Raw genomic sequence first — 22,810 nt, 5'->3', positions numbered from 1 at the left:
ATTGCTATAGATCTTCTCTATAAAAAGATCTATAGCAAATTATTTAATGTATTATAAATTTATAGTTATTGGATAGTGTGCTGAAACCATTCCATTTCCGTTAGCATCACTTGTTTTTACTAAAATGTAATAGCTTCCAGATTCCCATGCATTATCACCTTCTATGTTTTAGCTGGTGTCATATTATTATCCATAGCAGCACCAACTTCAATAGATGCTGTAAAGTCAAATTCATCTGGGTCTGTAAAATCGTGTGTGTGCATCATTACAATTACTGATGAATTTGAGCCTGTTACATCGGCATCTGCTATATTGTCATCTGTTCTTACTAGAGCCACTAACATGCCTGCTAATGCTACGTTATCTGTCAAAGTTCCTGAGATACTTATTGTTTCTCCATTATTAAACGTTGCATTTTCTGCGGGACTAGAAGTAACGGTTATAACAGGATTTTCATCATCAATTAGTTCTTGAATTTCTAACTCTTCTTCAATTGAAGTTTGATTTCCTTGCATGTCGGTTACCGTAAAGTGGAAATGGTAATCTCCTGTATCTATATCATCAGGAATATCTACATGCTTATGGAATGTGGTATTCAATAATCCTGAAAATTCATCATAAATAAATTCTCCTTCCCATCCATCTGGATCGTCTTCGTTATGAATTTCTACTTCAATAATATCTATGGTTCCTTCAGCAACAACTTCTATTTCTATATGCAAATCGGAACCAAGATATGCAATATGACTATTACCAATGCCTAGTTCTATATCTGATAGTACTGGTGCTGCATAAGACGTGCCATCGTCATCACTATCGCAAGAGTAAAAAATGCTTGCAAATATGGCTACGACTGTTAAAAGTTTAAATTTTGTTGTCATTTTCATTAGTTTTAATTTTAAAGTGTTTGTTTTCATTTGTTTTTTATTATAAAGTTTGTGTTAATGCAATAGATATATTTCTACCAGCTTCAGGTACATCTATTAAGCGGTAAAAACTGGTATGATTGTAATACTCGGTATTAAAGACATTATTAAATTTCAATCTGATTTGTAATGGCTTACTATTTTTAAAGGTTGAAATTGATGTTAAAAAGGACATGTTTAATACATGATAACCTTCTGTTGTTTGCTCTGGTGGAACAATTTCGTTTTGATCTGCTGTAATTCTGTAATCAACAGTAAATTGTGGTGATTTTAATATTCTAAAATCTTTAAATTGATAATTGGCGGATAGCAATGTGGAAAATGGAGGCGAAAAGGGTAATGTGAAATCTTTTTTAGGCCCACTAGTTTGTCTTGAATACACATATTCTGCAGCCGCATTTAATTTTAAGTTTTTTAAAAGTGTTGTACTTGCTCTAAATTCGCCACCAAATCTAAGTACCTTAGCTTGGGTGTATTCATAAATTTGCTGAGTTTCGTAATAGTTTGAAGTAGGATTTAAGTAAATATAGTTTTCAAAAAAGTTGACAAAAGGACTAATACCTACACTGCTATTTTTAAACCTATGACTTACATCTATATCTAATTGATAAGATTCTTCTGGGTCTAAGTCTAAGTTTCCTTTTTCATAACGATACATGTGATAATTAACACCATCTGAAGCTAATTCATTGGCTAATGGCATTCTAAAGCTTTTACCAAAATTGGCTTTATACGTAGTATTATTGTGTATGTAACTTAAGCCTAAAGAAGCACTCAAGCTCCCAAAATTTAGTGTTTTGTTTTGTGCTCTTTGTAAGTATATGTTTGACGTTGATCCGTCGGTGTTATCAACGGTAGATTGAAACCAATCGAAATAAGATTTAGTTTCTAGGATTCCAAAATCATAACGAGCACCAGCTAAAAGATGAAAATCTGAGTTAATTTTAAAGGTGTCAAAAACAAAAGTACCAATGGTAAAACGGTTATATTCCGGAATTAAAAATCCCCAACCACCAATGTTATTATTTTGGTATTCGGTATTAATTCCTGCTACCACAGTATGTTTTTTGTTGGGCTTAAATGTGTCTTTTATGTTTAAAGAATAGGTGTTTTTAATAAACTCGCGTTCTTTGGTATTATCTGGTTTGGGCATATAACCATGCGATGTTGGTTCGGTATGTTCCTCTCTATTATTATTTTGATAGCCTATATCAATTAGTATGGTATGTTTATCAAAATCTATAGACGTGTTATTGATAACTTTAAAATGATTCACTTTATGGTATGGTAAGTCAATATCTCTATTAGAAGCATCGTAATCTATCTCAGAAACTCTAACTTCTAAACCATGTGCATTAGCAAAAAATCCATTTTTAGCATAGACGTTACTAATAAAAGTTTCCGAGGTTATATTATTAGATGTGTAACCAATACTAAAATTAGCATTAGCTTCACGTCCTGCAGTATTTCTTAAGTTATTATCATGAAGTTCAAAAATGTAATTTTCATAATTAATTTTATCTGTAGGCACTTTATAATCACCATAATCTCTATAAGTTAAGCGCGTACGATAAAACCATTTTTTATTTCGTTTTTGTAAACCTACAGAAACACCTAATAAATCATTATTACTTTCTGCTAAAAGGTTTACTTCACCATTAAAAGAGTTTTCAAGAGGAATTTTATTGGGTTCAATATCCACAACACCAGCAATAGCATCTGAGCCATAAACCAAAGAAGCAGCACCTTTTATTATTTTAATATTCTCAATACCATATTGGTCTATTTCTAATCCATGGTCATTTCCCCATTGTTGGGCTTCATGTTTAACACCATTTTGAACCACAACAACTCTATTAAAGCCTAACCCCCTAATAACTGGTTTAGATTGCCCAGAGCCAATTTTAATAGTACTAACACCTGGTATTTTACTCAGGGTTTGCATAAGACTATTTTCTCTATTAGTTTCAAGAAACTCTTTAGAAACCAACTCAGTAACTATAGGTGTTTCTTTTACAATTCTTTTTTTTGTTTTTCCAGTAACTTCTATTTCATCAAGAGAGGAGGTAGATTCATCTAACAGCACTTTAACAAGATTCATATTTGCTGTTACAGTAATGGTTAGATTTTTAGTAGCAAAGCCTAAGTGAGAAATTTTGAATGTATATGTGCCTTCTAATACATTTTTTATTGTAAATGTACCAGTTGAAGATGTTATTGAATACATATTTTCCCCAATAATGTTAACACCTTCTAAAGGCTGTAGGGTTTTAGAATTTAACACCAAACCTTTTATTGAGTAGGTGTTTTGAGCAATTATTATAGTACTAAAGCTAAGGAATAGCCATATACTTACTGCTTTGAGCATCATATTAATTTTAAATAAGATTTAAGAAAATGTTTTAGTAAGAAACCACTAAAAATCCCTATACAGTAAGTGTATGTTTTTGCATATAAAACATTTGTTTATATCAACTAAACACTATTATTAAAATTATTTTAATTGGAAGATTTAAAATTAACAATATCCAATGTATACTTTTAATACTAAAAATCGTTTTAACATACAGGTTATTATGTATAGGGTAATCTACATTAAAGAAGGAGGTGGTCTAGAAAATAATTTACTAGAGGTAATAGTGTTAGAAATTATAAAACTGTAATTTACTAAAACATGGTGGTTATTAACTATCTCAGTATTTTCTATTGAAAATTCTTGAGACTGTATTGAAAGTACTGGTGTTAAATTGTGTGTTATTGCTAATTCACATATTTTACATGATGTATCAAGATCATCATCATCATCATTATCATGACAAAATGTGTGCAACCCTACCAATTTCATAGAAAGAAAAAGGACGAGAAAAAAATAGGAGATACTATGTTTTATAGCACTAACATTCATTTATTTGCTTCTCTAACAAGAAATAATTTAATTACAATTAATTTGACAAAGATATTATAAATTTTTATTATTGCAACAAAGTTGCATTAATTTAATGCAAATAAATCGCATTAAAATGAAAAGAAGAAATACACCAACCAAGAAAGCGGTTTTAAGCGTATTGACTGAAACTGGAAAAGCAATGAGTCAAGATGCGATAGAACAAAGAATTTCTATAGATATAAATAGAGCAACTATTTACCGTGTATTAAATCGATTTTGTGAAGACGGTATTCTACATAAAATTGTAGCAGAAAATGGAAAACAGTATTTTGCATTATATCATGATTGTAATGAACAACATAATCATGATCATTTTCACTTTAGATGTACTAAATGTGAGACTATGGAATGTCTTCCTGTAGAAGTTAATATTGCAATACCAAAAGAATATCAGGTAGAAAGTATGAATTGTGTTATAACAGGTGTATGTAAAGACTGTTCATAGCTTTGTATAAAAAAACCATGGCATTAATTATAGTATATTATTCATGAGCTAAACAGTTTCTATCTCTAAATTCACATTAAAATATTCGTCTTCTACCTTAGTGTTAAATTTATATTTACCTACGTATAAAAGTTGTAAACGTTTTTCTAGATTTTGTAACCCTATACCAGAACCACTTTTATCTTGAGTGTTTTTAGGAAAGTTATTGTTTCTTGTTTTAAACATTACCTTATTATCTTCAAGAGTCATTGTGATATCTATTGTACTATCCTGACTTGCAGATACACCATGTTTAAAAGCATTTTCTATTAATGAAATAAATAGTAAAGGTGCTATTTTAATATTACTTCCGTCTTTTGGAAAACTATAATTTACAATAGTTTTGTCAGAAACACGTAATTTCATTAACTCTATATACTTGGTCATAAATTCTATTTCCTTAGTCAAAGAAACTTCTTCTACATTAGTTTCATACAACATATAGCGCATTAGTTTGCTTAGGCTATGGATAGATGTTTTGGCTTTTTCTGGAGAAATATCTACCATCGCATAAATGTTGTTTAACGAATTAAAAAAGAAATGTGGTTGTAACTGATAATGTAAATGTTGTAACTCTGATTGTAATTTAAAATTAGCGGCTTCTTTACGTTCGGCTTCGGTTTTAACCCATCGCTTTGTTGTTTTTACTGCTATTGAAAATAGTAATGGTGCTAAATAAGAAAACATTTGTACATAAATCATCATTTTTAATGGCGGACCATCTCCATTACTGTTTCTTAGGCGACTTATATTTTCAAAAACATTACTTTCAACTTGCTCTTTTATAGTAATAGCAATAGCTATTATTAAAACATTTATAAGTATAAATAAAAGGTTTTCCTTTTTAAATAAATACTTATCAATTAATACAAAATAATTGGTGTAAAAAATAACAGCATAAAACAAAATAGGAATCCAAAAATGTGCAATTATTCTGTTAATATTTTGCTCTTGTCCATACGATAAAATATATGGAATACTAAACAATACTAACCATACTAGTATATGAGAAAATAGCGTTATTTTTTTGTTTTTATCCATAAATAAAAATGAATTTTAATCCCAAATATTTTTCAAAGATATCGCATATTTTCCACCTCCGGTAAAAAACAATGCTACAGAACCAAATGTATAGAAATAAATTAATTCGTTTTTAAGGGCGCCTTTATCAGAAATTGAAAAAATATCATTGGCATGAGCAAGAAATATAATAAATAACATGCCTAGAAAAAATGCTAAAGACGCTAATCTTGTTCTGTAACCAATAATAATAAAAATTGGTGCGATAATCTCTGTAATATATACACCATAAGCCATAAGTTCTGGTAAACCGTTAGAGGATAACATATTTTTAATACCATCTATATGACCTAATTTTGCAAATCCGTGAAATAGCATTAAACCTGCTACTGTTATTCTAAGGATTAGTAATCCTAAATCTGCGTTTTTTTTCATTTGAATTATTTTTATATTCTAATTTAAGATTTGTTTTAAGTTTATAATACTAAAATATAAGTTTGTATCTTTTTACTATATGAATTGTATTATTTTATAGATAGAAATTGGCCTTCAATTTTATTTTCTTTAAGCTAATTAATTTAACCAACCTCCACCTAAAGCTCGGTATAATTGAATAATTGCCTGTAATTCTTGTTGCTTGTCACTTACGCTATCTAATTGTGCAGATAACAAATCGTTTTTAGTTGTTAAAACATCTGTGTAATTAGTTGACGATGTGTATTCTAAAAGAGCTTCGGTAAACTCAACAGATTTTTCTAAGGCTTCTATTTGGTATTTTCTTGATGTTTGTTTCTCTTTAGCCTTTGTGTAAAGAAATAAGGCGTTAGATATTTCTTTGCCTGCGGTTAACCATGTAGATTTATATTCATAAAATGCCTGTTGTTGTACAGATTGGTTTATTTTTAAACGTGCTTTATTTTCACCATTAGAAAAAATTGGTTGTGTGAGACCACCTACTAAATTAAAGAATATGGAATTATCGAAAAAATCGGAAACATTTAAAGATGATAAACCTCCATTGGCAGTAATATTGAATGATGGATAAAAATAAGTTTTAGCCATATTAACATTTTCAAAAGCACTTCTAAATGCCATTTCTGCTTGTCTAATATCAGGTCTGTTATTTAAAAGTTCTGATGGAATGCCTGTTTTTAAATTGGTAAATGTAGTTTGTTCACCTAATGTAGAGCGTTCAATTTTTCCAGGGGCTCTTCCTAATAAAATAGAAAGCGTATTCTCTTCTTGTAAAATCTCTAATTCAATATCAGGAATTGAAGTTTCTATGGCATAGCGGCTTGCTTCACTTTGTACCACAGCAGCACCATCAACTATTGCAGATTCTTTTAGATATTTCATGGTTTCTTGATCTTCAATACGATTTTGTAAAGTTGCCTGTGTTATTTTTAATTGCTCATCTAAGGCTAATAAATTATAATAACTAACTGCAATATCTGAAATTAACTGTGTTTGTACCGCTTTTGTTGCTGCTTCAGTTTCTAAAAAAGATGCCAAAGCAGAACGTTTATTACTTCGTAATTTACCCCAAACATCAAGCTCCCAACTACTACTTAATTGCCCAACGTAACTTGTGGTATTTAAATTAATACCACTTACACTGCCTAAGTTTAATGAAGCTTCAGAAGTTTGAGATCTAGTTACATTCGCAGAACCTTCTAAACTAGGTAAAAACTGAAGTTTTGCTTCTACTAAATTGGCTTTAGCTTGATTAATATTTTCAATAGCTACTTTTAAATCCAGGTTGTTTTGTAACCCTTCTTCTATTAAATTTTGTAAAATACTATCAGAAATTATTTCTTGCCAAGGTAAGGTAGCCATAGAGGTACTATCTTGCATTAATGAATTTCTGTAATTTTCATCAAGTCCTGCTTCTGGTGTTACATATTTTTTATTCATGATACCACATGAGGTCATCATTAAAATAATTACGGTAACAGGAATTATATATTTTAGAGATTTAAATTTCATAATATTTAGTTTAATTTTAGGTTGTTGTCTTCATCATCTTCTCCCCAATCGTGATTAGGAACTCCCACTAATTTTTCTTGAAGTGTTTGGAAAATAATATAAAGCACTGGTATTACCAATACACCTAATATAGTACCGACTAACATACCTCCAATAGCTCCCGTACCAATGGCACGGTTACCTACAGCACCTGCGCCTGTTGCGATCATCAGGGGAAGTAATCCGAAGATAAAGGCAAATGAGGTCATTAAAATAGGTCGGAACCTGGCAATGGCACCGTCTATGGCCGATTGAACAATGGTTTCTCCCTCGCGCCTACGCTGTATGGCAAACTCCACAATTAAAATGGCATTTTTAGCAAGCAAACCAATAAGCATTACCAAGGTAATTTGTATGTAAATATTGTTACTAATACCAAATAAATTTGCAAATATAAGTACCCCTGATAGTCCTGCCGGAACAGACAGTAATACGGAAATAGGAAGTATAAAACTCTCGTACTGTGCAGACAATAGGAAATAAACGAATATAAAACACAGCATAAAGATATACACCGTTTGGCTTCCTGCAGAAATCTCTTCACGCGTTATCCCAGAGTATTCGTAACCATAGCCTGTGGGTAAGGTTTGTGCCGCAACTTCTTCAACGGTATTAATAGCATCACCAGAACTATAGCCGTCATTGGGAGCACCACTTATTTTTGCCGCTGTAAATAGGTTAAAACGGGTTAAACTTTGGGGTCCGTAAACCCTTTTTAAGGTTATAAACTCGGTAATGGGCGCCATGACGCCATTACTGTTTTTAACTTTTATGGCATTTAAACTTTCAAGGTTGGCCCTAAAGTTAGGTTCCCCTTGATAGATAACACGGTATTGCTTTCCAAATTTATTAAAGTTAGAAGCATACACGCCACTTAAATAGCCTTGCATGACACTTAAAACCCCTTCTACATCTAAACCTGCTAGTTTGGTTTTATCGACATCTACCACCACTTCGTATTGTGGAAACGTTGGATCGAAGGTTGTGTTGGCATACTGTATTTCTGGGCGTTCACTTAAGGCCTGGATGAAATCTTGACTTACCTTATAAAGTGCATCTACAGTACCACCACTTTGGTCTTGTAACTGTACTTCAAATCCGTTACTTAAACCAAATCCTGTAACCGTTGGTGGCGCAAAGAATATCATTCTAGCATCTTTAATGTTAGCTGTTCTTGCAAACAACTGACCAATGATGTCTTGTACACTTTGCCCTTCTCCTTTACGCTCATCCCAAGATTTTAGTTTTAATATAAACATTCCATAATTAGATCCCTCACCACTCATAAATCCACGACCGGTGGCTCGTAAAAAGGCATTTACTTCTGGTATATCTTCGACAATCTTCTGTAATTCATCCAAAACTTCATCTGTTCTTTCAAGAGAGGATGCTGCTGGCAAACTTACATCGGCAAAAACAGTACCTTGGTCTTCATCGGGCACGAAGCCTGTTGGCGTGGTATTCATTAGGTAAACGAACACCCCAATAAAAATAACGATAAGACCAACGGCAATAGCCTTTTTACGAATTAGAAATGATATTGCCTTTTTATATTTTGAAGTTGTTTTTTCAAAGCCTACGTTAAAGGCTATATAAAAACGTTGCAGATAACTTTTTGATTTATGTTCTTCGTGCGGTTTTAATAAAAGGGCGCATAAAGCAGGACTCAAGGTCAATGCGTTAACGGCCGATAAAATGATGGCAATGGCAAGGGTTATACCAAATTGTTGGTAGAACACCCCTGAAGATCCACTAATAAATGTTACCGGTATAAACACTGCCGACATAACCAGGGTAATGGAAATAATGGCCCCTGAAATCTCACCCATGGCGTCCAGACTCGCTTTTCGGGCCGATTGATACCCCGAGTCCAGTTTGGCGTGTACGGCCTCTACCACCACAATGGCATCATCGACCACAATACCAATGGCAAGCATTAAGGCAAATAGGGTCAATAAGTTGATCGTAAAACCGAACAGGCTTAGGAAAAAGAAGGTACCCACCACGGCCACCGGTACAGAGATGGCTGGAATTAAAGTGGAACGCCAATCTTGTAAAAAGATGAAAACAACAAGGAACACCAGTAAAAAAGCCTCAATCAAAGTACTAATCACTTTAGAAATAGACGCATCTAAAAAGTCATTGGCATTTACCATTTCTGTATATTTTAGACCTTCAGGAAAGTTTTTAGAAGCTTCCTCTAAGGTTGCAATAGATTGCGCAACTACCTCTTGCGCATTCGACCCTGCAGATTGCGCTATTGCCACACCTGTCCCAGGTTTACCATTAATAGTAGTACTAGAACTGTACGATTGAGACCCTAACTCTACTCTAGCAACGTCTTTTAAACGTAGGATTCGTCCATCGTCAGTAGTTTTGATAATGATGTCTTCAAAATCGGTAGCATTTTGTAATTTACCTTTATACTTTAGGGTATATTGATAGGCTTGATTTCCTTGTAAACCTAGTTCTCCTGGTGCGGCTTCAAGGTTTTGGTCAGCAAGTGCAACACTAATATCCGATGGTTCTAAACCATAATTTGCCATCACATTGGCTTTTAACCAAATACGCATACTATAATCTCTAGAACTAAATGCCGAGGCACTACCAACACCGTCTATCCTCTTTAATACAGGTATTAAATTAATTTCGGCATAATTCAGAATAAATTCCTCATCATAATTATCATTTTCACTGTACAGCCCAAAAATAAATACATTACTACTTTGTTGTTTTTTTGTAGTAACACCCGCTTGTATAACCTCAGAGGGCAATAAGTTGGAAGCCGTTGATACACTGTTTTGCACGTTGACCGCAGCAATATCTGGGTCGGTACCTAATTCAAAATACACCGTGATACTAGCAGAACCACTAGTAGCTGTAGAGGTCATATACGTCATCCCTTCTACACCATTAATTGCCTCTTCTAAAGGAACAATCACACTATTTAATACAGCTTCTGCATTGGCACCGTCATAAGAAGCAGTCACTTGTACCGTTGGTGGTGCAATATCTGGATATTGAGATATGGGTAATGTGGTGATTCCAATAATCCCTAAAATCAATATGATGATAGAAATTACCGCCGAAAGCACCGGACGCTTTATAAATTTATTAAACATAATGTCTATGATTTTATAGGTTGGTAGATGTTACTTTTTCGGTGATTTGCTGTAATGCGGTTATATCACTCTCTTTTACTTGAACCGGTTTTATTTCTTTACCACTTGATAAGCCTGAAATACCTTCAAGAACTACTTGGTCGCCATCTTTGAGTCCGTCGGTAACTATATAAGCTTGTCCCGAATTTGTACTAGTTACCGTAATTTTAGTTGATTGTACTTGGGATTGTTCGTTTACCAAATACACATAAACACCACCTTGAATTTCATAGGTTGCCGATTGAGGAATTAAATAAGCCCCTTCAATAGTTCTAGGCAATTGTATGGTAGCACTATTCCCTGTTCTCAATAAATTATCGGGGTTGTCAAAAATAGCGCGTACATTAAACGAGCCAGTTTCTTCATCCACCTGACCACTAACCGTTTGAATTTTTCCTTTTTGGTCAAAGGAGGTATAATCGGGAAGTAGCAGGGAGACCTCGTTCATGTTGCTCAACACGCCTTCTTTTGTGAACTCCAAATATGTTTTTTCGTTGATGGAAAAATAGGCGTACACCTGTTTGATATTCGACACCGTGGTCAAAGGTTCGCTAATATTGCTATTTACCAGACTCCCCAATTTATAGGGCAAAGAACCTATATAACCAGAAACCGGGGCCGTAATTTTGGTATAGCCAAAGTTGGTCTGTGCATTGGAGTAATTGGCCTGTGCCTGCTCCAAGGCCGCCTTGGCGGCGGTAAGTGCATTTTCGGCGGAAGTTAACTCGAACTTGCTGATAATTTCCCGCTCAATCAAAGGCTTTGCTTTTTCAACATTGACCTCTGCAGAGCTTACATCGGCCTTTGCACTGCTGATCGCGGCCTTGCTGCTCAAAAGCTCCTGTTCATATTCAGGGGCGTTCAGTAAAAAAAGTGCTTGTCCTTTCTGCACATATTCTCCTTCGTCTACAAGCACTTTTTCTATAAACCCTTCAATTTTAGGATAAATTTCTATGTTTTCGGTACCCTCAATAGTTACTGGAAATTCTCTATATAACCCAATGTTTTTTGGTGATACGGTTAACACCTCGTAATCAGCTACTGCATTTCCGAATTCAGGTCTCTTTTCATTGTTATTACAGGATGTTAAAAACAAAGCCATAATAAACCCGATATAGGTAATCCTTAAATTATTTTTTTGATGTATCATTTGAATTTTAATTAATTTTTATTTGTTAGTGTAAAATTATCTCGTATTATTTATAGTCTCAATACGAATAGACTAATCCGCCAAACACATCTAGATATAGTATGATTTTATAGATGGTTTTTTTTGTTTCTTATGTATTTACTGCATATTTTTTTACGATAAATAAGGACACTATTGCGGCAATACCATCGCTTACTGGAAAGGCTATCCAAACACCTGTTAAACCATAATAATGATTAAGTAGATATGCGATTGGTATAAATAAAATAATGGGTCTTAGCAATGCTAAAAACATAGCTAATTTATTTTTTTGAAGGGCTTGAAAATGTCTTGTAATTATTATTTGAACCGCATAAAACGGAATAGAAATTGCAAAAATTCGCAACGCTATTTTTGTGATATTAATTACATTTTGGTTACCACTACTATCTATAAAAATACTGGTTATTTGTGTTGGGAATAATTCCAAAATCAACAGACCCAAAATAGTAAATACACTTACTATTTTTATAGCTATTTCTAATGTTTCACGAGTCCTATCAAATCGTTTTGCACCAAAATTATAACTTACAATAGGCTGCATGCCATCACCTGTTCCTAAAGCTATCATCATAAAAAAGACGTTTACTCCAAACAGTATTCCCATGGCGGCAACACCATCTGTACCTCCAGAATTTAATAATAAGTTATTAGCAAATACATTTTGAAAACTAATAGCTAAATCCATTAAAAATGGTGCTAGTCCTACGATTAATATAGGGAAAATAATTGATTTTTGTAGTCTTATTTGTTTCCATTTTAATTTTACCAAACTTCTTCCGCTTATATAATATCGCATTAAAAGTATGGCATTGGTAGCTTGTGCTATTATGGTTGCTAAGGCAGCACCACGAATACCGAGGTTAAATATTTTCATAAAAACATAATCCAAACTTATGTTTATGGCACATGAGAGCACAATAAGTTTTGCTGGTAATTTTGGATTTCCTTCAGCTCTGCATGTAAATTCTAAAGCAAGAAAAAAACTAAGTGGAAAACCTAAAATGATAACTAATAAGTACTCCACAGACAAATCTAATAAGGTTCCAGTAGCTCCAAACGCCTCTAATAAAGGTTTGTAATATATAAGACCAAGCAATGTAAATAGTAATGTTATTAGCAAAATACCCGCTATAGCATTTCCTAAAACACGACTGGCTTTATCTGGTTGAGCTTCACCTAAATATTTAGCAATTAAAATACCTGCACCACTACCAAATAATAACACAAATGCAAATTGCAAAAGATTAACAGGAAAGACCATAGTAACTGCAGATAAGCCTTCTACACCAACAAATTGCCCAACAAAAATACGGTCTACAAAATTGTAAAGCGCATTAATTAGCATTCCTAAAACTGCAGGCCCAACAAAAATTAATAACAGTTTTAAAACACTATCTTCTGTGAGTGAATAGGCTTTTTTTTCTGGTTTATCGACATCTGAAACTGTTTTGCCTTTTATGAAATACTTTATTTGTTGAAATTTTAATTTTAATGTACTCATTTCAATCGTTATACGTTCTTTAATGCAAAAATAGCTCAGCCAAAAACCATAATGAGTATTATAATTTGTGTTAAATGCATTATAATTTAAGTTTTAAGAAGGTTTTAGTATTAATTTTGAAGAAATAGATAGTTTCATGAAAGTATATAGCGACATCAATTCTTATTTTTTAAACGGTACACAACCCGCAAATGATTATGCTAACAGTTTTTTTATAAGAAAAATTGCAAAAGAAATGGATCATGTGGAACCCGATGATGAGTTTTGGGAACCCCATAAGCGCGATTTTTTTGAGATTGCTATTCTTCAAACAAGTAATACCAATATTCAAATTGGTAATCAAACCATGAATCAGTTAAAAAATAGCTTAGCTATCGTTTCTCCTTTTCAGGTCATTCATTATAGTAAAGTACCTCCCAATGATGACTATGGTTATATTATTTATTTTAATGCTTCGATTTTTACCAATTTAAATCAGTCTTATGGCCTACAAAACGAATTTCCATTTTTTAAAATTCATACGATGCCACTTTATCAACTTTCAGAAAATGATTTTAATGGTATATTGCCTATAGCTCAAGAACTATATAAAGAATCTAGAAGTACAGCGTTACATAATTTTGAAATAGTTAGGTCTCTACTACTTATTTTACTGTATAAAGTAAAGCGTTCTACACAAAATAATAAAGGTATGGTTACCACCAATAGGTTTGATACTATTATGTCTAAATTTGAGCAGGTCATTTTATCTAATAATCATCATTTTTTATCTGTAAATGATTACGCTTCTAAAATGAATATTAGTCCTATTTATCTCACCGAATGTGTAAAAAAAGCTACTGGAAAAAGCGCACAAAAGGTTATTATAGATTATAAAATACTCTATGCAAAGACCTTGCTACATCAAAACGATAATTCCGTAGCCGATGTAGCCTATGCTTTAGACTTTAATGAAGTAGCTAATTTTAATCAGTTTTTTAAGCGAAATACAGGAATTACGGCAACGCAGTTTAGAAAAAACAAATAAGGTTACCTGCTAAAAATAACAAGTAACCCTAATGTTTTATAACAAAATATATATTAATCTACATTTCTAACCAAACGAACATAATTGTAGTTGCGTTCTCCGCCTTCACCTGCTAGTCCGTTTTCGTGTTTGGTGTCAAATCTTACAGCTCCTGCACCATGAGAGTCTAAACCGCTTTTACTTACAGCTCTACCAAATGCTACGTACCATGCATAGTAATAAGGTTTTCCTTTTTGAAATCTGGCAGAAGTACTTGTCCAAAAATATGGATAATCTTTATCGCCATTTTCATTAGTAATTTCAGAAATATTGAATAACGGATTAATTGCAGCTCTATCTTTAGAAGCATCTTTGGCTTCGGGAGCAAAATTATAATCTACGATTCCTTGTAATTCTTTTACATTTGGTAAACGCCAATCGGAATAACCAGCTAGTTCGGAATTTTCGGCATAATAAAGTGCATTTTTCCAATCTAAACCTTGTTCACTATCATTCTTAGCCCACATTAATCCTGTTGCATTATCAGTAATAGTACCATCTCCATTATCTTTAAAATCATTTTCTCCATAAATGCTTCCTCTTACTGCACGTACATGTTTTAACATTGGGTTACCCATTGGTCTTTCGCCATTGCCAGGTGGTGGTGGTCTATTCTCATTTCTATTGTCACCTTCTTGTCCGCGTGGTTGTTGGTTATTTGGTGGTGGGCCTTTTCTATCTTTTCTATCTTTAGGTGCTTCGCCTGGATATGCTTTTATATGTCCAGTGGCGTGATTAACACCAAAAACAGCAGTGTATTGTCCTTCTTCGGTGTGCCCAAGGTACTTATTAGCTGTCCAATATTGTTCACTTTTATCTACATGCTTATTATTAACTAATGAAAAATAAGTAGTATCTAAATAGGGCCAACCTTCACTAAAATCGCTTATAGAAAATAATTCTTTAGCCGTTGGCAGTCTCCAATCATCATAACCACCCAATTCTAAATTTTCTACATAATCCTTGGCGCCTTGCCATTCGAAACCTTCAATGGTTGGGATTTCTTCCCACATTAAACCTGTATTGTTATCGGTTATTGTGCCATCGTTATTTTTTTTGAAGCTCATTTTTTTACCTTTTAAATAATGAGCATCCTGACCGTAAAGTGAATCACCAGGTTTTAACTCTGAAACCACATTGCCATTTTCATCATAAGCATTAATTTGCCCTGTTGCCACTTGGGTGTAGTTTGCTTTAGTATTTGTAACACTTGTTTGGGTGTTTTTATCTTTACAAGACTGTGTAGACATTAGTACAATTACCATGAAAGTACTAACTAATATATTGTTGTGTTTTATTGTTTTCATTTGGAAATATTTATAAATTTCTAACCAAACGCACGTAATTTTTAATTCTTAAGGAATCTGCTGCATTTACAGATTCCATTAAATAATCTTCAATTTTACCTGCTTTAGGGTCGGAGCGTTGTGCTCCTGCACCATGCCAATCGTAATAATCTTTTACTTTACTGTTGTCCTTGCTATACGCCTTACCAAAGGCTATGTAGCAAGCGGTGTATTTAAAATCGCCTTGTGTGGTACTTGTCCAGAACCAACTATCTGGGTTTGTACATTCAAAATAATTTTCATCAATTGCAGGAAATGTTTTCTTATCGTAATCTACAATACTTTGTAGTTCTTTAGTATTTGGTAAACGCCAATCATTATAATTTGCTAGCGCACTGTTTTTAGCATATTCAAGTGCATCCACCCAATTGTAAGTATTACCATCATCTACTTTTTGCCACATCAATCCTGTAGCCTTATCGGTAATTGTGCCATCGTTATTATCAACAAAATCGTTAACACCGTAAACATTTTCTGTACCACGAACGGCACGCACATAATTACCTGGATTTCTTACACCACTTTCTCCGTTGTAATACAAACCTGTTTCATAAGCTTTTATATGTCCATCGGCAAAATTGAATCCAAAAGCACCTTCCATTTTAATATTCTGTAATGGTCCTTTTACATATTTTGTACTAGACCAATATTGACCAGCATAAGGCATTCTTTTATCATATTGAAAATCGAAATAATCGGTGTCTAAATATGGTTTCGACTTACTTAAATCTTCAGGAAATAGCTCGCCATTAGAATTTAATAATGAATACAGTTCTTTTATGGTTGGTAATCGCCAATCATCATAACCACCAATGGTTAAGTTATCAACATAATCAAAAGCATCATAAAAATTATGACGTTTAAAGTCTGGTGTTTTTTGCCACATTAAACCAGTATTTAAGTCGGTTATTGTACCATCACCATTATCTTTATATGATGAAACTATCCCTGTAAATTGTGCATCTTGACCGTAGTAATCATCATCAATGTTAGGTGTCTCAATTTGGTTACCATCGTTGTCATAAAACTTATCTTGACCTGTGTCTGATAGTACAAACTGAATATTAGCATTTGGTTTAGTGTCTTTTTTTACCTTCGCTTTGTTTTTACAGTTTGAAAACAGTAGTAGAACACTTAATCCTCCTATTATTAATAAATTATGCTTCATTTTTAATTTTTTTAGAAATTAGTAGTTACTCGTAGCGCAATGCAGTAATTGGGTCTAAAGCTGCAGCTTTTCTTGCTGGATACCACCCAAAAAAGATACCAGTTATTGCACAAACCGCAAAGGAAATTATTATTGAATATAGCGCAACACTTGTTGGCCAGTTTAAGAATTTTTCTATGAAAACCGTTGCGCCTAAACCTAATGCCACTCCTAATACACCGCCTGTTATGCTTATTAAAATAGCTTCAATTAAAAATTGCATTAATATGTCAGAACCCTTGCCACCAACAGCCATACGCAAGCCAATTTCTTTGGTACGTTCCTTAACCGAAACATACATAATGTTCATGATGCCAATACCCCCAATTAAGAGGGAAATACCAGCTACGGCTACTAAAAGTATGGTAAGCATTTCACTTGTAGAACTAAATGTTGAAATTAATTCTTCCATAGAACGTACTGTAAAATCATCCTCTTCATTATCTAATAATTTATGTTGCTCCCGTAAAATTTCAGAAATGATTTCAACAGCTTCAGGCGCATCATCTTCACTAACTGCAGATGCCATAATTTGATTTAAATAATCGATAGCCAAAATACGCTTTTGTACTGTGGTAAATGGAGCTATTACTATATCATCTTGGTCTTGCCCAAAGGTATTTTCACCTTTTTCTTCTAAAACACCTATTACTTTAAATGGAATATTGTTAAAACGAATCATTTGTCCGACAGGTTCTTCACCATTAGGAAAAACATTATCTACAACCGTTTGCCCAATAAGTGCTACTTTGGCTGCGGTTTTTACTTCGGCATCCGTAAACATACTTCCGCTTTGTAAACCAACCACTTTAATGTCTAAATATTCTGGATATACCCCAAATATGGTACTCGGCCAGTTATTAGAACCGTTAATTACTTGTCCGCTACTATTAACAACAGGTGTACTGTTTGATAATAAATCAACCTTTTCGTTAATAACGTTGTAATCATCTAAAGTGAGTGTTTGCACATTACCGCCACTTCCTCTAGCAGGACCTCTATCGTCTGCGCCAGGTCTTATAGTAATCATATTAGAGCCCATATTAGAAATGGTAGAGCGAATGCTCTCTTTAGAGCCTTCACCAATAGCTAACATAGCAATTACTGAAGCCACACCAATGATAATACCTAGCATGGTAAGCAAGGTTCTCATTTTATTTAGAATAATAGCTTTATAGGCTATTTTTATTAAGTTTAATAGTCTCATAATTAATGATTTTCTACAGGTAATTGTGCTAATTGCTCTGCAGCCGATTGTACGTTATGATTTTTATAATCTTGCATTATTTCACCATCTTTTAAAACAATGGTTCTGCTACTAAATGTGGCAATATCTGGCTCGTGTGTTACAAAGGTGATGGTAATACCTTTTTTGTTTAATTCTTGAAATAAGGTCATTATTTCATACGATGTTCTAGTGTCTAGGTTTCCGGTAGCTTCATCTGCCAAAATCATGACAGGATTGTTAACCAAAGACCTTGCAATAGCGACACGTTGTTGTTGTCCTCCTGAAAGTTGCGAAGGTGTGTGATACAATCTGTCGCCCAAACCAACCATCTCTAAGGCTTTAATTGCACGTTCCCTTCGCTCTTCAGAAGTTACTTTACTGTTGTAAAGCAAGGGTAATTCTACATTCTCTATGGCGGATGTTCTTGCCAACAAATTGTAGGATTGAAAAATGAAACCTATTTTTTCGTTTCTAATAGTGGCAAGTTCGTTTTTACTTAAGTCTTTCATTTTTACCCCATCAATTTCATAAGTGCCGGAAGTAGGCTTGTCTAGGCAGCCTAAAATATTCAACATGGTACTTTTTCCCGATCCACTTGAGCCCATAATGGTTACAAACTCGCCTTCTGTAATACTATACGAGATGCCTTTTAGCGCATGAACTGTTTCTGAGCCCATGGTAAAATCACGTTTTAAATCTTGTATTTTTATAATTTCTTTTGACATAAGCATTATTTTTTAGCTCCTGGTCGTTTTGGCATAAACGGACTTTCGTTAGAGCCTTGTGGTGCTCCTGATGGTGTAGCACTTCCACCTTTAAGACTGTAAACTAATTGTTCGCCCTTAGAAACACCTTCTAATATCTGTACGTTAACGCCGTCACTAGCCCCTAATTTTACAGGTTTTGGTGTTATGGATTTATCATTATTTAATACCCAAAGCATTGTGGTTTCTTCATCTGGTTGTTCGTTGTTGTTTTCTGGACCACCATTTTGAGGACGCTCTGGCATTGTTAAGTTATTTTGTTCTATATACTGTGCCATTATTGCTGGGTCTGGTTTAAAGTTTACTGCTTTAGCTTCAGTAGTCAACACATCTTTCAACTCTAAGGTGTAGATAGAAATGGTAGCTGTTAATCCTGGTTTTAATTTTAAATCTGGATTGTGTGCTTTTATAACTACGGTATAAGTTACAACATTTGAAGTCTCTGTTGGGTTTAACCTTACTTGCGTAACTTTGCCTTCAAACGTTTCGCCTATGTAAGCATCTACTGTAAAAGTTACGCGCTGTCCTTCTTTAACGTTTCCTATATCAGCTTCATCCACATCAGCTTCAACTTGCATTTCCTTTAAATCTTGTGCAATAGTGAATAACGTTGGTGTGCTATAACTGGCAGCAACGGTTTGTCCTTCGTCTATATCTCTGGATAACACTACACCATCTATTGGCGAATAGATATTGGCATATTCTAAATTGGTTTTTGCAGTTTGAAGTAAAGAATAACGTTGTGTTACAGTATTTTTAGCAGTTTGATAATCATATAGAGCATCATCAAAATCTGCTTTACTTATTACTTGATTATCATAAAGTGTTTTTTGGCGATTATAGATTGTTTCTGTATATATTTTTTGACTTATTGCACTGTCATAATTAGCTTGAGCTTCAACTACTGCTGCTTTAAGATTAGTTTTGTCTAGTTCTGCAATAAGTTGTCCTTCTTTAACTTCGCTGTTATAATCAACATATATTTTTTCTACCACACCAGACACTTGTGTACCAACATCTACTTGTGTTATTGGCTCAATAGTACCTGTAGCAGTAACTAAAGTGGTAACATCTCCCGTAGTAACTTCGATAGTTTTTGCTTCTACAAGAACCGTATCGTTTGTTTTAAAAATATTGTAAAGTACCAGTGCTAATATGGCTACAGAGATACTTGCTATGAGTATTTTTTTATTTTTTTTCATAATATCTATAGTTAAAGTGTTATAGCGTTACCTTGATAGAATTGTAACAATTGGTTATATAAAATGTTTAAGTATTTTGCTTGTAAATAATTTAATTGTGCGTTAGTAAATGTATTTTGGCTAACTACTAAGTCGGTAGTACTTAAAGCTCCTAAATCGTATTTCTTTTGCGCCAGTTTATAAGATTCTTCAGCAGCTTTACTGGCTGATTTTGCTGCTTCTAATTGCTCTTGAGATGACAAAGCATTTTGGTAAGCCGTTGCTACATTTTTATAAATTTCTTTTTGAAGACTTATAATTTCTAACTTAGACTGATCTATAGCTATTTTAGCTTTTTGTACTTCGGCTTTTGTTTGAAAACTATTAAAAATAGGTATTGTTAATGACAGGCCTAAGGTTTGATTTAAATTACCATCAAGCTGGTTTGAAAAACTCATGTTTTGTGTACTTGTGTAACCTGTACCAAAACTACCTGTTAAAGCAAGCGTTGGTAAATAATTACCTTTAGCTATATCTAGATCTTTTTCTGTTACATCTACATTTAATTTTACTGCTTCATATTCTGGTAACATTCCTAAAGCAGCTTCATAAACTGTAATTTTGTTTGGTAAAATTGGTGCTGTGTAAGTTTCGTTATTAGGAGCAACAATATCAAATTCTACTTCAGGTTCTAATTCTAGTAATTGTTTTAAAGCAATAATTTGTTGTTCGTAATTATTTTTAGCTTCAATTAAACTGTATTTATTTGTTGCTTCTTGAGAAATAGCATCGGTGTAATCTTGCATAGCTATACTACCGGCATCTAATCTAGCTTTGGCTTGTTCTACCTCTTTAGTAGATGCTTCCAAAGTTTTTTCTGCTACAGCAATACCTTCTTTGGCATATAGAGCTTGTAAATAGGCTTGAGTTAAACTTAATTTTATACTGTTTTTTGCTTCTTCTAAATACAGACTATTTTGGTCTGCAAGTAATTTGTTTTGTTTAATTTTATTTTTAATTTGATTTCCTTGAAATAGGTTTACTGAAGCATTTATGCCAAAGCTAGTAGTGTTAATTTGCTCATCTACAAAATCGCTTGTAATGGGATCTATAGATTGTCCGTTTTTAAAACCTTGAGAAGCATTTGCGCTTACTGTTGGTAACCTGCTATCTTTAGATTGTTGAAGTGTTACATTAGCTGTTTCTGTAGTGTACGCCGCATTTTTTATAGTAATATTATGTTCTATGGCATATTCTAAGCATTCTTGGAAGGTCCATTGTTTTACTTGGCTTTCTTGAGCTATTAAACTCAAGCTGCCAAGTGTAAAACAAATAGTATATAAAAATTGTTTCATTTTTAAAGTTTTTAATTTGATACTTCAAAATTGAAACAATTAGTCCTTATATAATAAGGTAATGGAAGTTTGTAGTTATTGTATCGACGGAAATTGAAATTCTATCTATGGGATTTTTTCTTTTATTATAATAGTTTTTATACTAATTCCTCACAATAAATACCTTTTGCAGAGACTTGTTCTATAATGTCATTTTTATCTAGTGTTTGGTTGGTTTCAACTCTTAAAACCTTGTCAATATCTTCTAAATCTACAGACCACTTTATAATACCAGGATGCGATTTAAAAAGTAATTTAATGGTATTAATTGCAACTTTAGTGTTAATATCTGTTTTAAGTATATGTATTCTAATATTTTTTTTTCTGTTGTGATAAAACGGACTAATCATTGTTTTCTTCTTTTTTAGTTTTACGTTCTATATAAGCTTCATAAGCTTGGTTACCTTCTTCTTTCCAGAAATCGTCGTAATGTTTCCATTTAGAAAATTCGGTTTCACATTTTTTATCTTTTTTATGTGATTTGGAAGATTTTTTGCCAGAATCTCCAAAACCTCCACAGCCGCCAAGTAATATTTTAAAGAGAATAAAAATACCTACTGCTTCCCAAAAGGTAAGAGTTGTTAAGCCAAATATCATGGGCATTAACCAATTCCATAACCACATAATTATAAAGCCAAAAAGTATGGCTAAACCGGTTATAGCAATAATTCCAAAAAGTATCATTCCAGCAATCTCTCCGGGAGATTTACCGCGCATTTTGTGTTTAAAGTAATTAGACATATCTGTGTTTTTTAATAATTAATTTCTTTTTTTAGAGTTTTGTATAATTGAGAAATGGCTCTGTGGCGTCTAGACATTAATGTGCCAACAGGAATTCCTGTTTCGTTTGTTATTTCTTTATATGTGTAGCCTTCAAAATCTATGGCTAAAATTATATTTCTGTAATCTGGTTTTAGGTTTATTATGGCAGTTTTTAAGGCATCTTTCATTTGTTCAGGGTATGAATTATCGGCAGATTCATAAATAATAGAAGCAAATTCAATTAGTTTATTTTCGTTTTGGGTTTCATAATTAATTCTATTGTTTTTTGATGTTCTCATAACATCAATAACCTTGTTTTTTATGGCTCTATAAACAAAACCAGCAACATTATTTATGGGCGAATACCTATCAGCACTAGCAAATAGTTTTAATGCAACATCTTGTATGATGTCTTCAGCATCTTTATTTATGCTAGCTTTAAGGTTTGAGCTTACATAAGTTTTAAGAGAAGCGTATTCCTCACTAAAAAACTTATTAAGCTTTTTACTGTTTTCTGATTGATGATTCATTTAAAAACACTTTTAAAGGTGCTTCAATTATAAAGACGCAACTTTTTTAATCTATTGCATTTTTAATTTGTATTTT

The 22,810-nt window shown here is 33.1% G+C and carries 20 protein-coding genes; 2 read left to right on the top strand and 18 right to left on the bottom strand.

Translation table 11 applies throughout. From position 1 onward, the window contains the following. Positions 1-161: 161 nt before the first annotated feature. The 3 genes from J1D01_RS10450 to J1D01_RS10440 form a co-directional block, all read right to left on the bottom strand. Positions 162-881, bottom strand: a complete 720-nt coding sequence (locus J1D01_RS10450; RefSeq protein WP_421150760.1) for a DUF4625 domain-containing protein — start codon at positions 879-881, stop codon at positions 162-164. A 46-nt stretch (positions 882-927) separates the two neighbouring features. Next, on the bottom strand, positions 928-3,297 hold the full coding sequence (locus J1D01_RS10445) for a TonB-dependent receptor (RefSeq protein ID WP_421150759.1): 2,370 nt from the start codon (positions 3,295-3,297) through the stop codon (positions 928-930). Positions 3,298-3,516: 219 nt separating this feature from the next. After that, complete coding sequence (locus J1D01_RS10440; protein ID WP_421150758.1) at positions 3,517-3,771, bottom strand: hypothetical protein; 255 nt, start codon at positions 3,769-3,771, stop codon at positions 3,517-3,519. 175 nt (positions 3,772-3,946) lie between these two features. Here J1D01_RS10440 and J1D01_RS10435 point away from each other — a divergent pair, with 175 nt between their 5' ends. Beyond that, positions 3,947-4,318, top strand: a complete 372-nt coding sequence (locus J1D01_RS10435; protein ID WP_421150757.1) for a Fur family transcriptional regulator — start codon at positions 3,947-3,949, stop codon at positions 4,316-4,318. 48 nt (positions 4,319-4,366) lie between these two features. Here the strand turns inward: J1D01_RS10435 and J1D01_RS10430 are convergent, their stop codons facing one another. From J1D01_RS10430 to J1D01_RS10405, 6 genes are all read right to left on the bottom strand, one after another. Continuing rightward, entirely contained in the window at positions 4,367-5,398 is a 1,032-nt protein-coding gene (locus J1D01_RS10430; protein ID WP_421150756.1) for a sensor histidine kinase, read from the bottom strand. Between the two features lie 15 nt (positions 5,399-5,413). After that, the gene (locus tag J1D01_RS10425; protein ID WP_421150755.1) at positions 5,414-5,812 is read right to left on the bottom strand and encodes a DoxX family protein; all 399 of its coding nucleotides are present in this window, start codon (positions 5,810-5,812) and stop codon (positions 5,414-5,416) included. A gap of 138 nt (positions 5,813-5,950) precedes the next feature. Continuing rightward, positions 5,951-7,363, bottom strand: a complete 1,413-nt coding sequence (locus J1D01_RS10420) for an efflux transporter outer membrane subunit (RefSeq protein WP_421150754.1) — start codon at positions 7,361-7,363, stop codon at positions 5,951-5,953. 5 nt (positions 7,364-7,368) lie between these two features. After that, on the bottom strand, positions 7,369-10,524 hold the full coding sequence (locus J1D01_RS10415) for an efflux RND transporter permease subunit (protein ID WP_421150753.1): 3,156 nt from the start codon (positions 10,522-10,524) through the stop codon (positions 7,369-7,371). Between the two features lie 13 nt (positions 10,525-10,537). Beyond that, a complete protein-coding gene (locus J1D01_RS10410; RefSeq protein ID WP_421150752.1) occupies positions 10,538-11,713 on the bottom strand; it encodes an efflux RND transporter periplasmic adaptor subunit in 1,176 nt (391 codons plus the stop codon). A 130-nt stretch (positions 11,714-11,843) separates the two neighbouring features. Next, a complete protein-coding gene (locus J1D01_RS10405) occupies positions 11,844-13,256 on the bottom strand; it encodes an MATE family efflux transporter (RefSeq protein WP_421150751.1) in 1,413 nt (470 codons plus the stop codon). A gap of 136 nt (positions 13,257-13,392) precedes the next feature. On the opposite strand from J1D01_RS10405, the gene J1D01_RS10400 reads away from it, so the two are divergent. Further along, positions 13,393-14,283, top strand: coding sequence for a helix-turn-helix domain-containing protein (locus J1D01_RS10400; RefSeq protein ID WP_421150750.1), 891 nt, complete (start codon positions 13,393-13,395; stop codon positions 14,281-14,283). A 53-nt stretch (positions 14,284-14,336) separates the two neighbouring features. Here the strand turns inward: J1D01_RS10400 and J1D01_RS10395 are convergent, their stop codons facing one another. The 9 genes from J1D01_RS10395 to J1D01_RS10355 all read right to left on the bottom strand — a co-directional run bounded on the left by J1D01_RS10395 (position 14,337) and on the right by J1D01_RS10355 (position 22,734). After that, on the bottom strand, positions 14,337-15,629 hold the full coding sequence (locus tag J1D01_RS10395) for a DUF1566 domain-containing protein (protein WP_421150749.1): 1,293 nt from the start codon (positions 15,627-15,629) through the stop codon (positions 14,337-14,339). Between the two features lie 10 nt (positions 15,630-15,639). Then, positions 15,640-16,836: a DUF1566 domain-containing protein gene (locus tag J1D01_RS10390; protein ID WP_421150748.1), complete on the bottom strand. Its 1,197-nt coding sequence runs from the start codon at positions 16,834-16,836 to the stop codon at positions 15,640-15,642. Between the two features lie 25 nt (positions 16,837-16,861). Continuing rightward, positions 16,862-18,082 (bottom strand): ABC transporter permease, encoded by a 1,221-nt coding sequence (locus tag J1D01_RS10385; RefSeq protein WP_372936069.1) that lies wholly within the window; start codon positions 18,080-18,082, stop codon positions 16,862-16,864. Between the two features lie 2 nt (positions 18,083-18,084). Beyond that, positions 18,085-18,828: an ABC transporter ATP-binding protein gene (locus tag J1D01_RS10380; protein ID WP_372936067.1), complete on the bottom strand. Its 744-nt coding sequence runs from the start codon at positions 18,826-18,828 to the stop codon at positions 18,085-18,087. A 5-nt stretch (positions 18,829-18,833) separates the two neighbouring features. After that, positions 18,834-20,069, bottom strand: a complete 1,236-nt coding sequence (locus J1D01_RS10375; protein WP_421150747.1) for an efflux RND transporter periplasmic adaptor subunit — start codon at positions 20,067-20,069, stop codon at positions 18,834-18,836. Between the two features lie 11 nt (positions 20,070-20,080). Then, the gene (locus J1D01_RS10370) at positions 20,081-21,403 is read right to left on the bottom strand and encodes a TolC family protein (protein WP_421150746.1); all 1,323 of its coding nucleotides are present in this window, start codon (positions 21,401-21,403) and stop codon (positions 20,081-20,083) included. Positions 21,404-21,540: 137 nt separating this feature from the next. Further along, the gene (locus J1D01_RS10365) at positions 21,541-21,792 is read right to left on the bottom strand and encodes a hypothetical protein (RefSeq protein WP_372936062.1); all 252 of its coding nucleotides are present in this window, start codon (positions 21,790-21,792) and stop codon (positions 21,541-21,543) included. Beyond that, the gene (locus J1D01_RS10360) at positions 21,785-22,183 is read right to left on the bottom strand and encodes a hypothetical protein (protein WP_421150745.1); all 399 of its coding nucleotides are present in this window, start codon (positions 22,181-22,183) and stop codon (positions 21,785-21,787) included. The genes J1D01_RS10365 and J1D01_RS10360 overlap by 8 nt, the downstream gene beginning before the upstream one ends. 11 nt (positions 22,184-22,194) lie before the next feature. Then, positions 22,195-22,734, bottom strand: coding sequence for an RNA polymerase sigma factor (locus J1D01_RS10355; protein ID WP_372936058.1), 540 nt, complete (start codon positions 22,732-22,734; stop codon positions 22,195-22,197). Positions 22,735-22,810: the final 76 nt, after the last annotated feature.

Origin of the sequence: Seonamhaeicola sp. NFXS20, assembly GCF_049132085.1 — a bacterium.
GTDB lineage: Bacteria > Bacteroidota > Bacteroidia > Flavobacteriales > Flavobacteriaceae > Seonamhaeicola.
The sequence above is the reverse complement of the archived record's forward strand: the minus strand, read 5'-3'. Positions and strand labels throughout refer to the sequence as shown.

Bases quoted from the DNA above. Each gene is read 5' to 3' on its own strand.
- J1D01_RS10355 (WP_372936058.1), bottom strand. From the start codon at position 22,734: ATGAATCATCAATCAGAAAACAGTAAAAAGCTTAATAAGTTTTTTAGT.
- J1D01_RS10400 (WP_421150750.1), top strand. From the start codon at position 13,393: ATGAAAGTATATAGCGACATCAATTCTTATTTTTTAAACGGTACACAA.
- J1D01_RS10420 (WP_421150754.1), bottom strand. From the start codon at position 7,363: ATGAAATTTAAATCTCTAAAATATATAATTCCTGTTACCGTAATTATT.
- J1D01_RS10380 (WP_372936067.1), bottom strand. From the start codon at position 18,828: ATGTCAAAAGAAATTATAAAAATACAAGATTTAAAACGTGATTTTACC.
- J1D01_RS10440 (WP_421150758.1), bottom strand. From the start codon at position 3,771: ATGAAATTGGTAGGGTTGCACACATTTTGTCATGATAATGATGATGAT.
- J1D01_RS10375 (WP_421150747.1), bottom strand. From the start codon at position 20,069: ATGAAAAAAAATAAAAAAATACTCATAGCAAGTATCTCTGTAGCCATA.
- J1D01_RS10445 (WP_421150759.1), bottom strand. From the start codon at position 3,297: ATGATGCTCAAAGCAGTAAGTATATGGCTATTCCTTAGCTTTAGTACT.
- J1D01_RS10435 (WP_421150757.1), top strand. From the start codon at position 3,947: ATGAAAAGAAGAAATACACCAACCAAGAAAGCGGTTTTAAGCGTATTG.
- J1D01_RS10385 (WP_372936069.1), bottom strand. From the start codon at position 18,082: ATGAGACTATTAAACTTAATAAAAATAGCCTATAAAGCTATTATTCTA.
- J1D01_RS10425 (WP_421150755.1), bottom strand. From the start codon at position 5,812: ATGAAAAAAAACGCAGATTTAGGATTACTAATCCTTAGAATAACAGTA.
- J1D01_RS10365 (WP_372936062.1), bottom strand. From the start codon at position 21,792: ATGATTAGTCCGTTTTATCACAACAGAAAAAAAAATATTAGAATACAT.
- J1D01_RS10410 (WP_421150752.1), bottom strand. From the start codon at position 11,713: ATGATACATCAAAAAAATAATTTAAGGATTACCTATATCGGGTTTATT.
- J1D01_RS10395 (WP_421150749.1), bottom strand. From the start codon at position 15,629: ATGAAAACAATAAAACACAACAATATATTAGTTAGTACTTTCATGGTA.
- J1D01_RS10370 (WP_421150746.1), bottom strand. From the start codon at position 21,403: ATGAAACAATTTTTATATACTATTTGTTTTACACTTGGCAGCTTGAGT.
- J1D01_RS10430 (WP_421150756.1), bottom strand. From the start codon at position 5,398: ATGGATAAAAACAAAAAAATAACGCTATTTTCTCATATACTAGTATGG.
- J1D01_RS10390 (WP_421150748.1), bottom strand. From the start codon at position 16,836: ATGAAGCATAATTTATTAATAATAGGAGGATTAAGTGTTCTACTACTG.
- J1D01_RS10405 (WP_421150751.1), bottom strand. From the start codon at position 13,256: ATGAGTACATTAAAATTAAAATTTCAACAAATAAAGTATTTCATAAAA.
- J1D01_RS10360 (WP_421150745.1), bottom strand. From the start codon at position 22,183: ATGTCTAATTACTTTAAACACAAAATGCGCGGTAAATCTCCCGGAGAG.
- J1D01_RS10450 (WP_421150760.1), bottom strand. From the start codon at position 881: ATGACAACAAAATTTAAACTTTTAACAGTCGTAGCCATATTTGCAAGC.
- J1D01_RS10415 (WP_421150753.1), bottom strand. From the start codon at position 10,524: ATGTTTAATAAATTTATAAAGCGTCCGGTGCTTTCGGCGGTAATTTCT.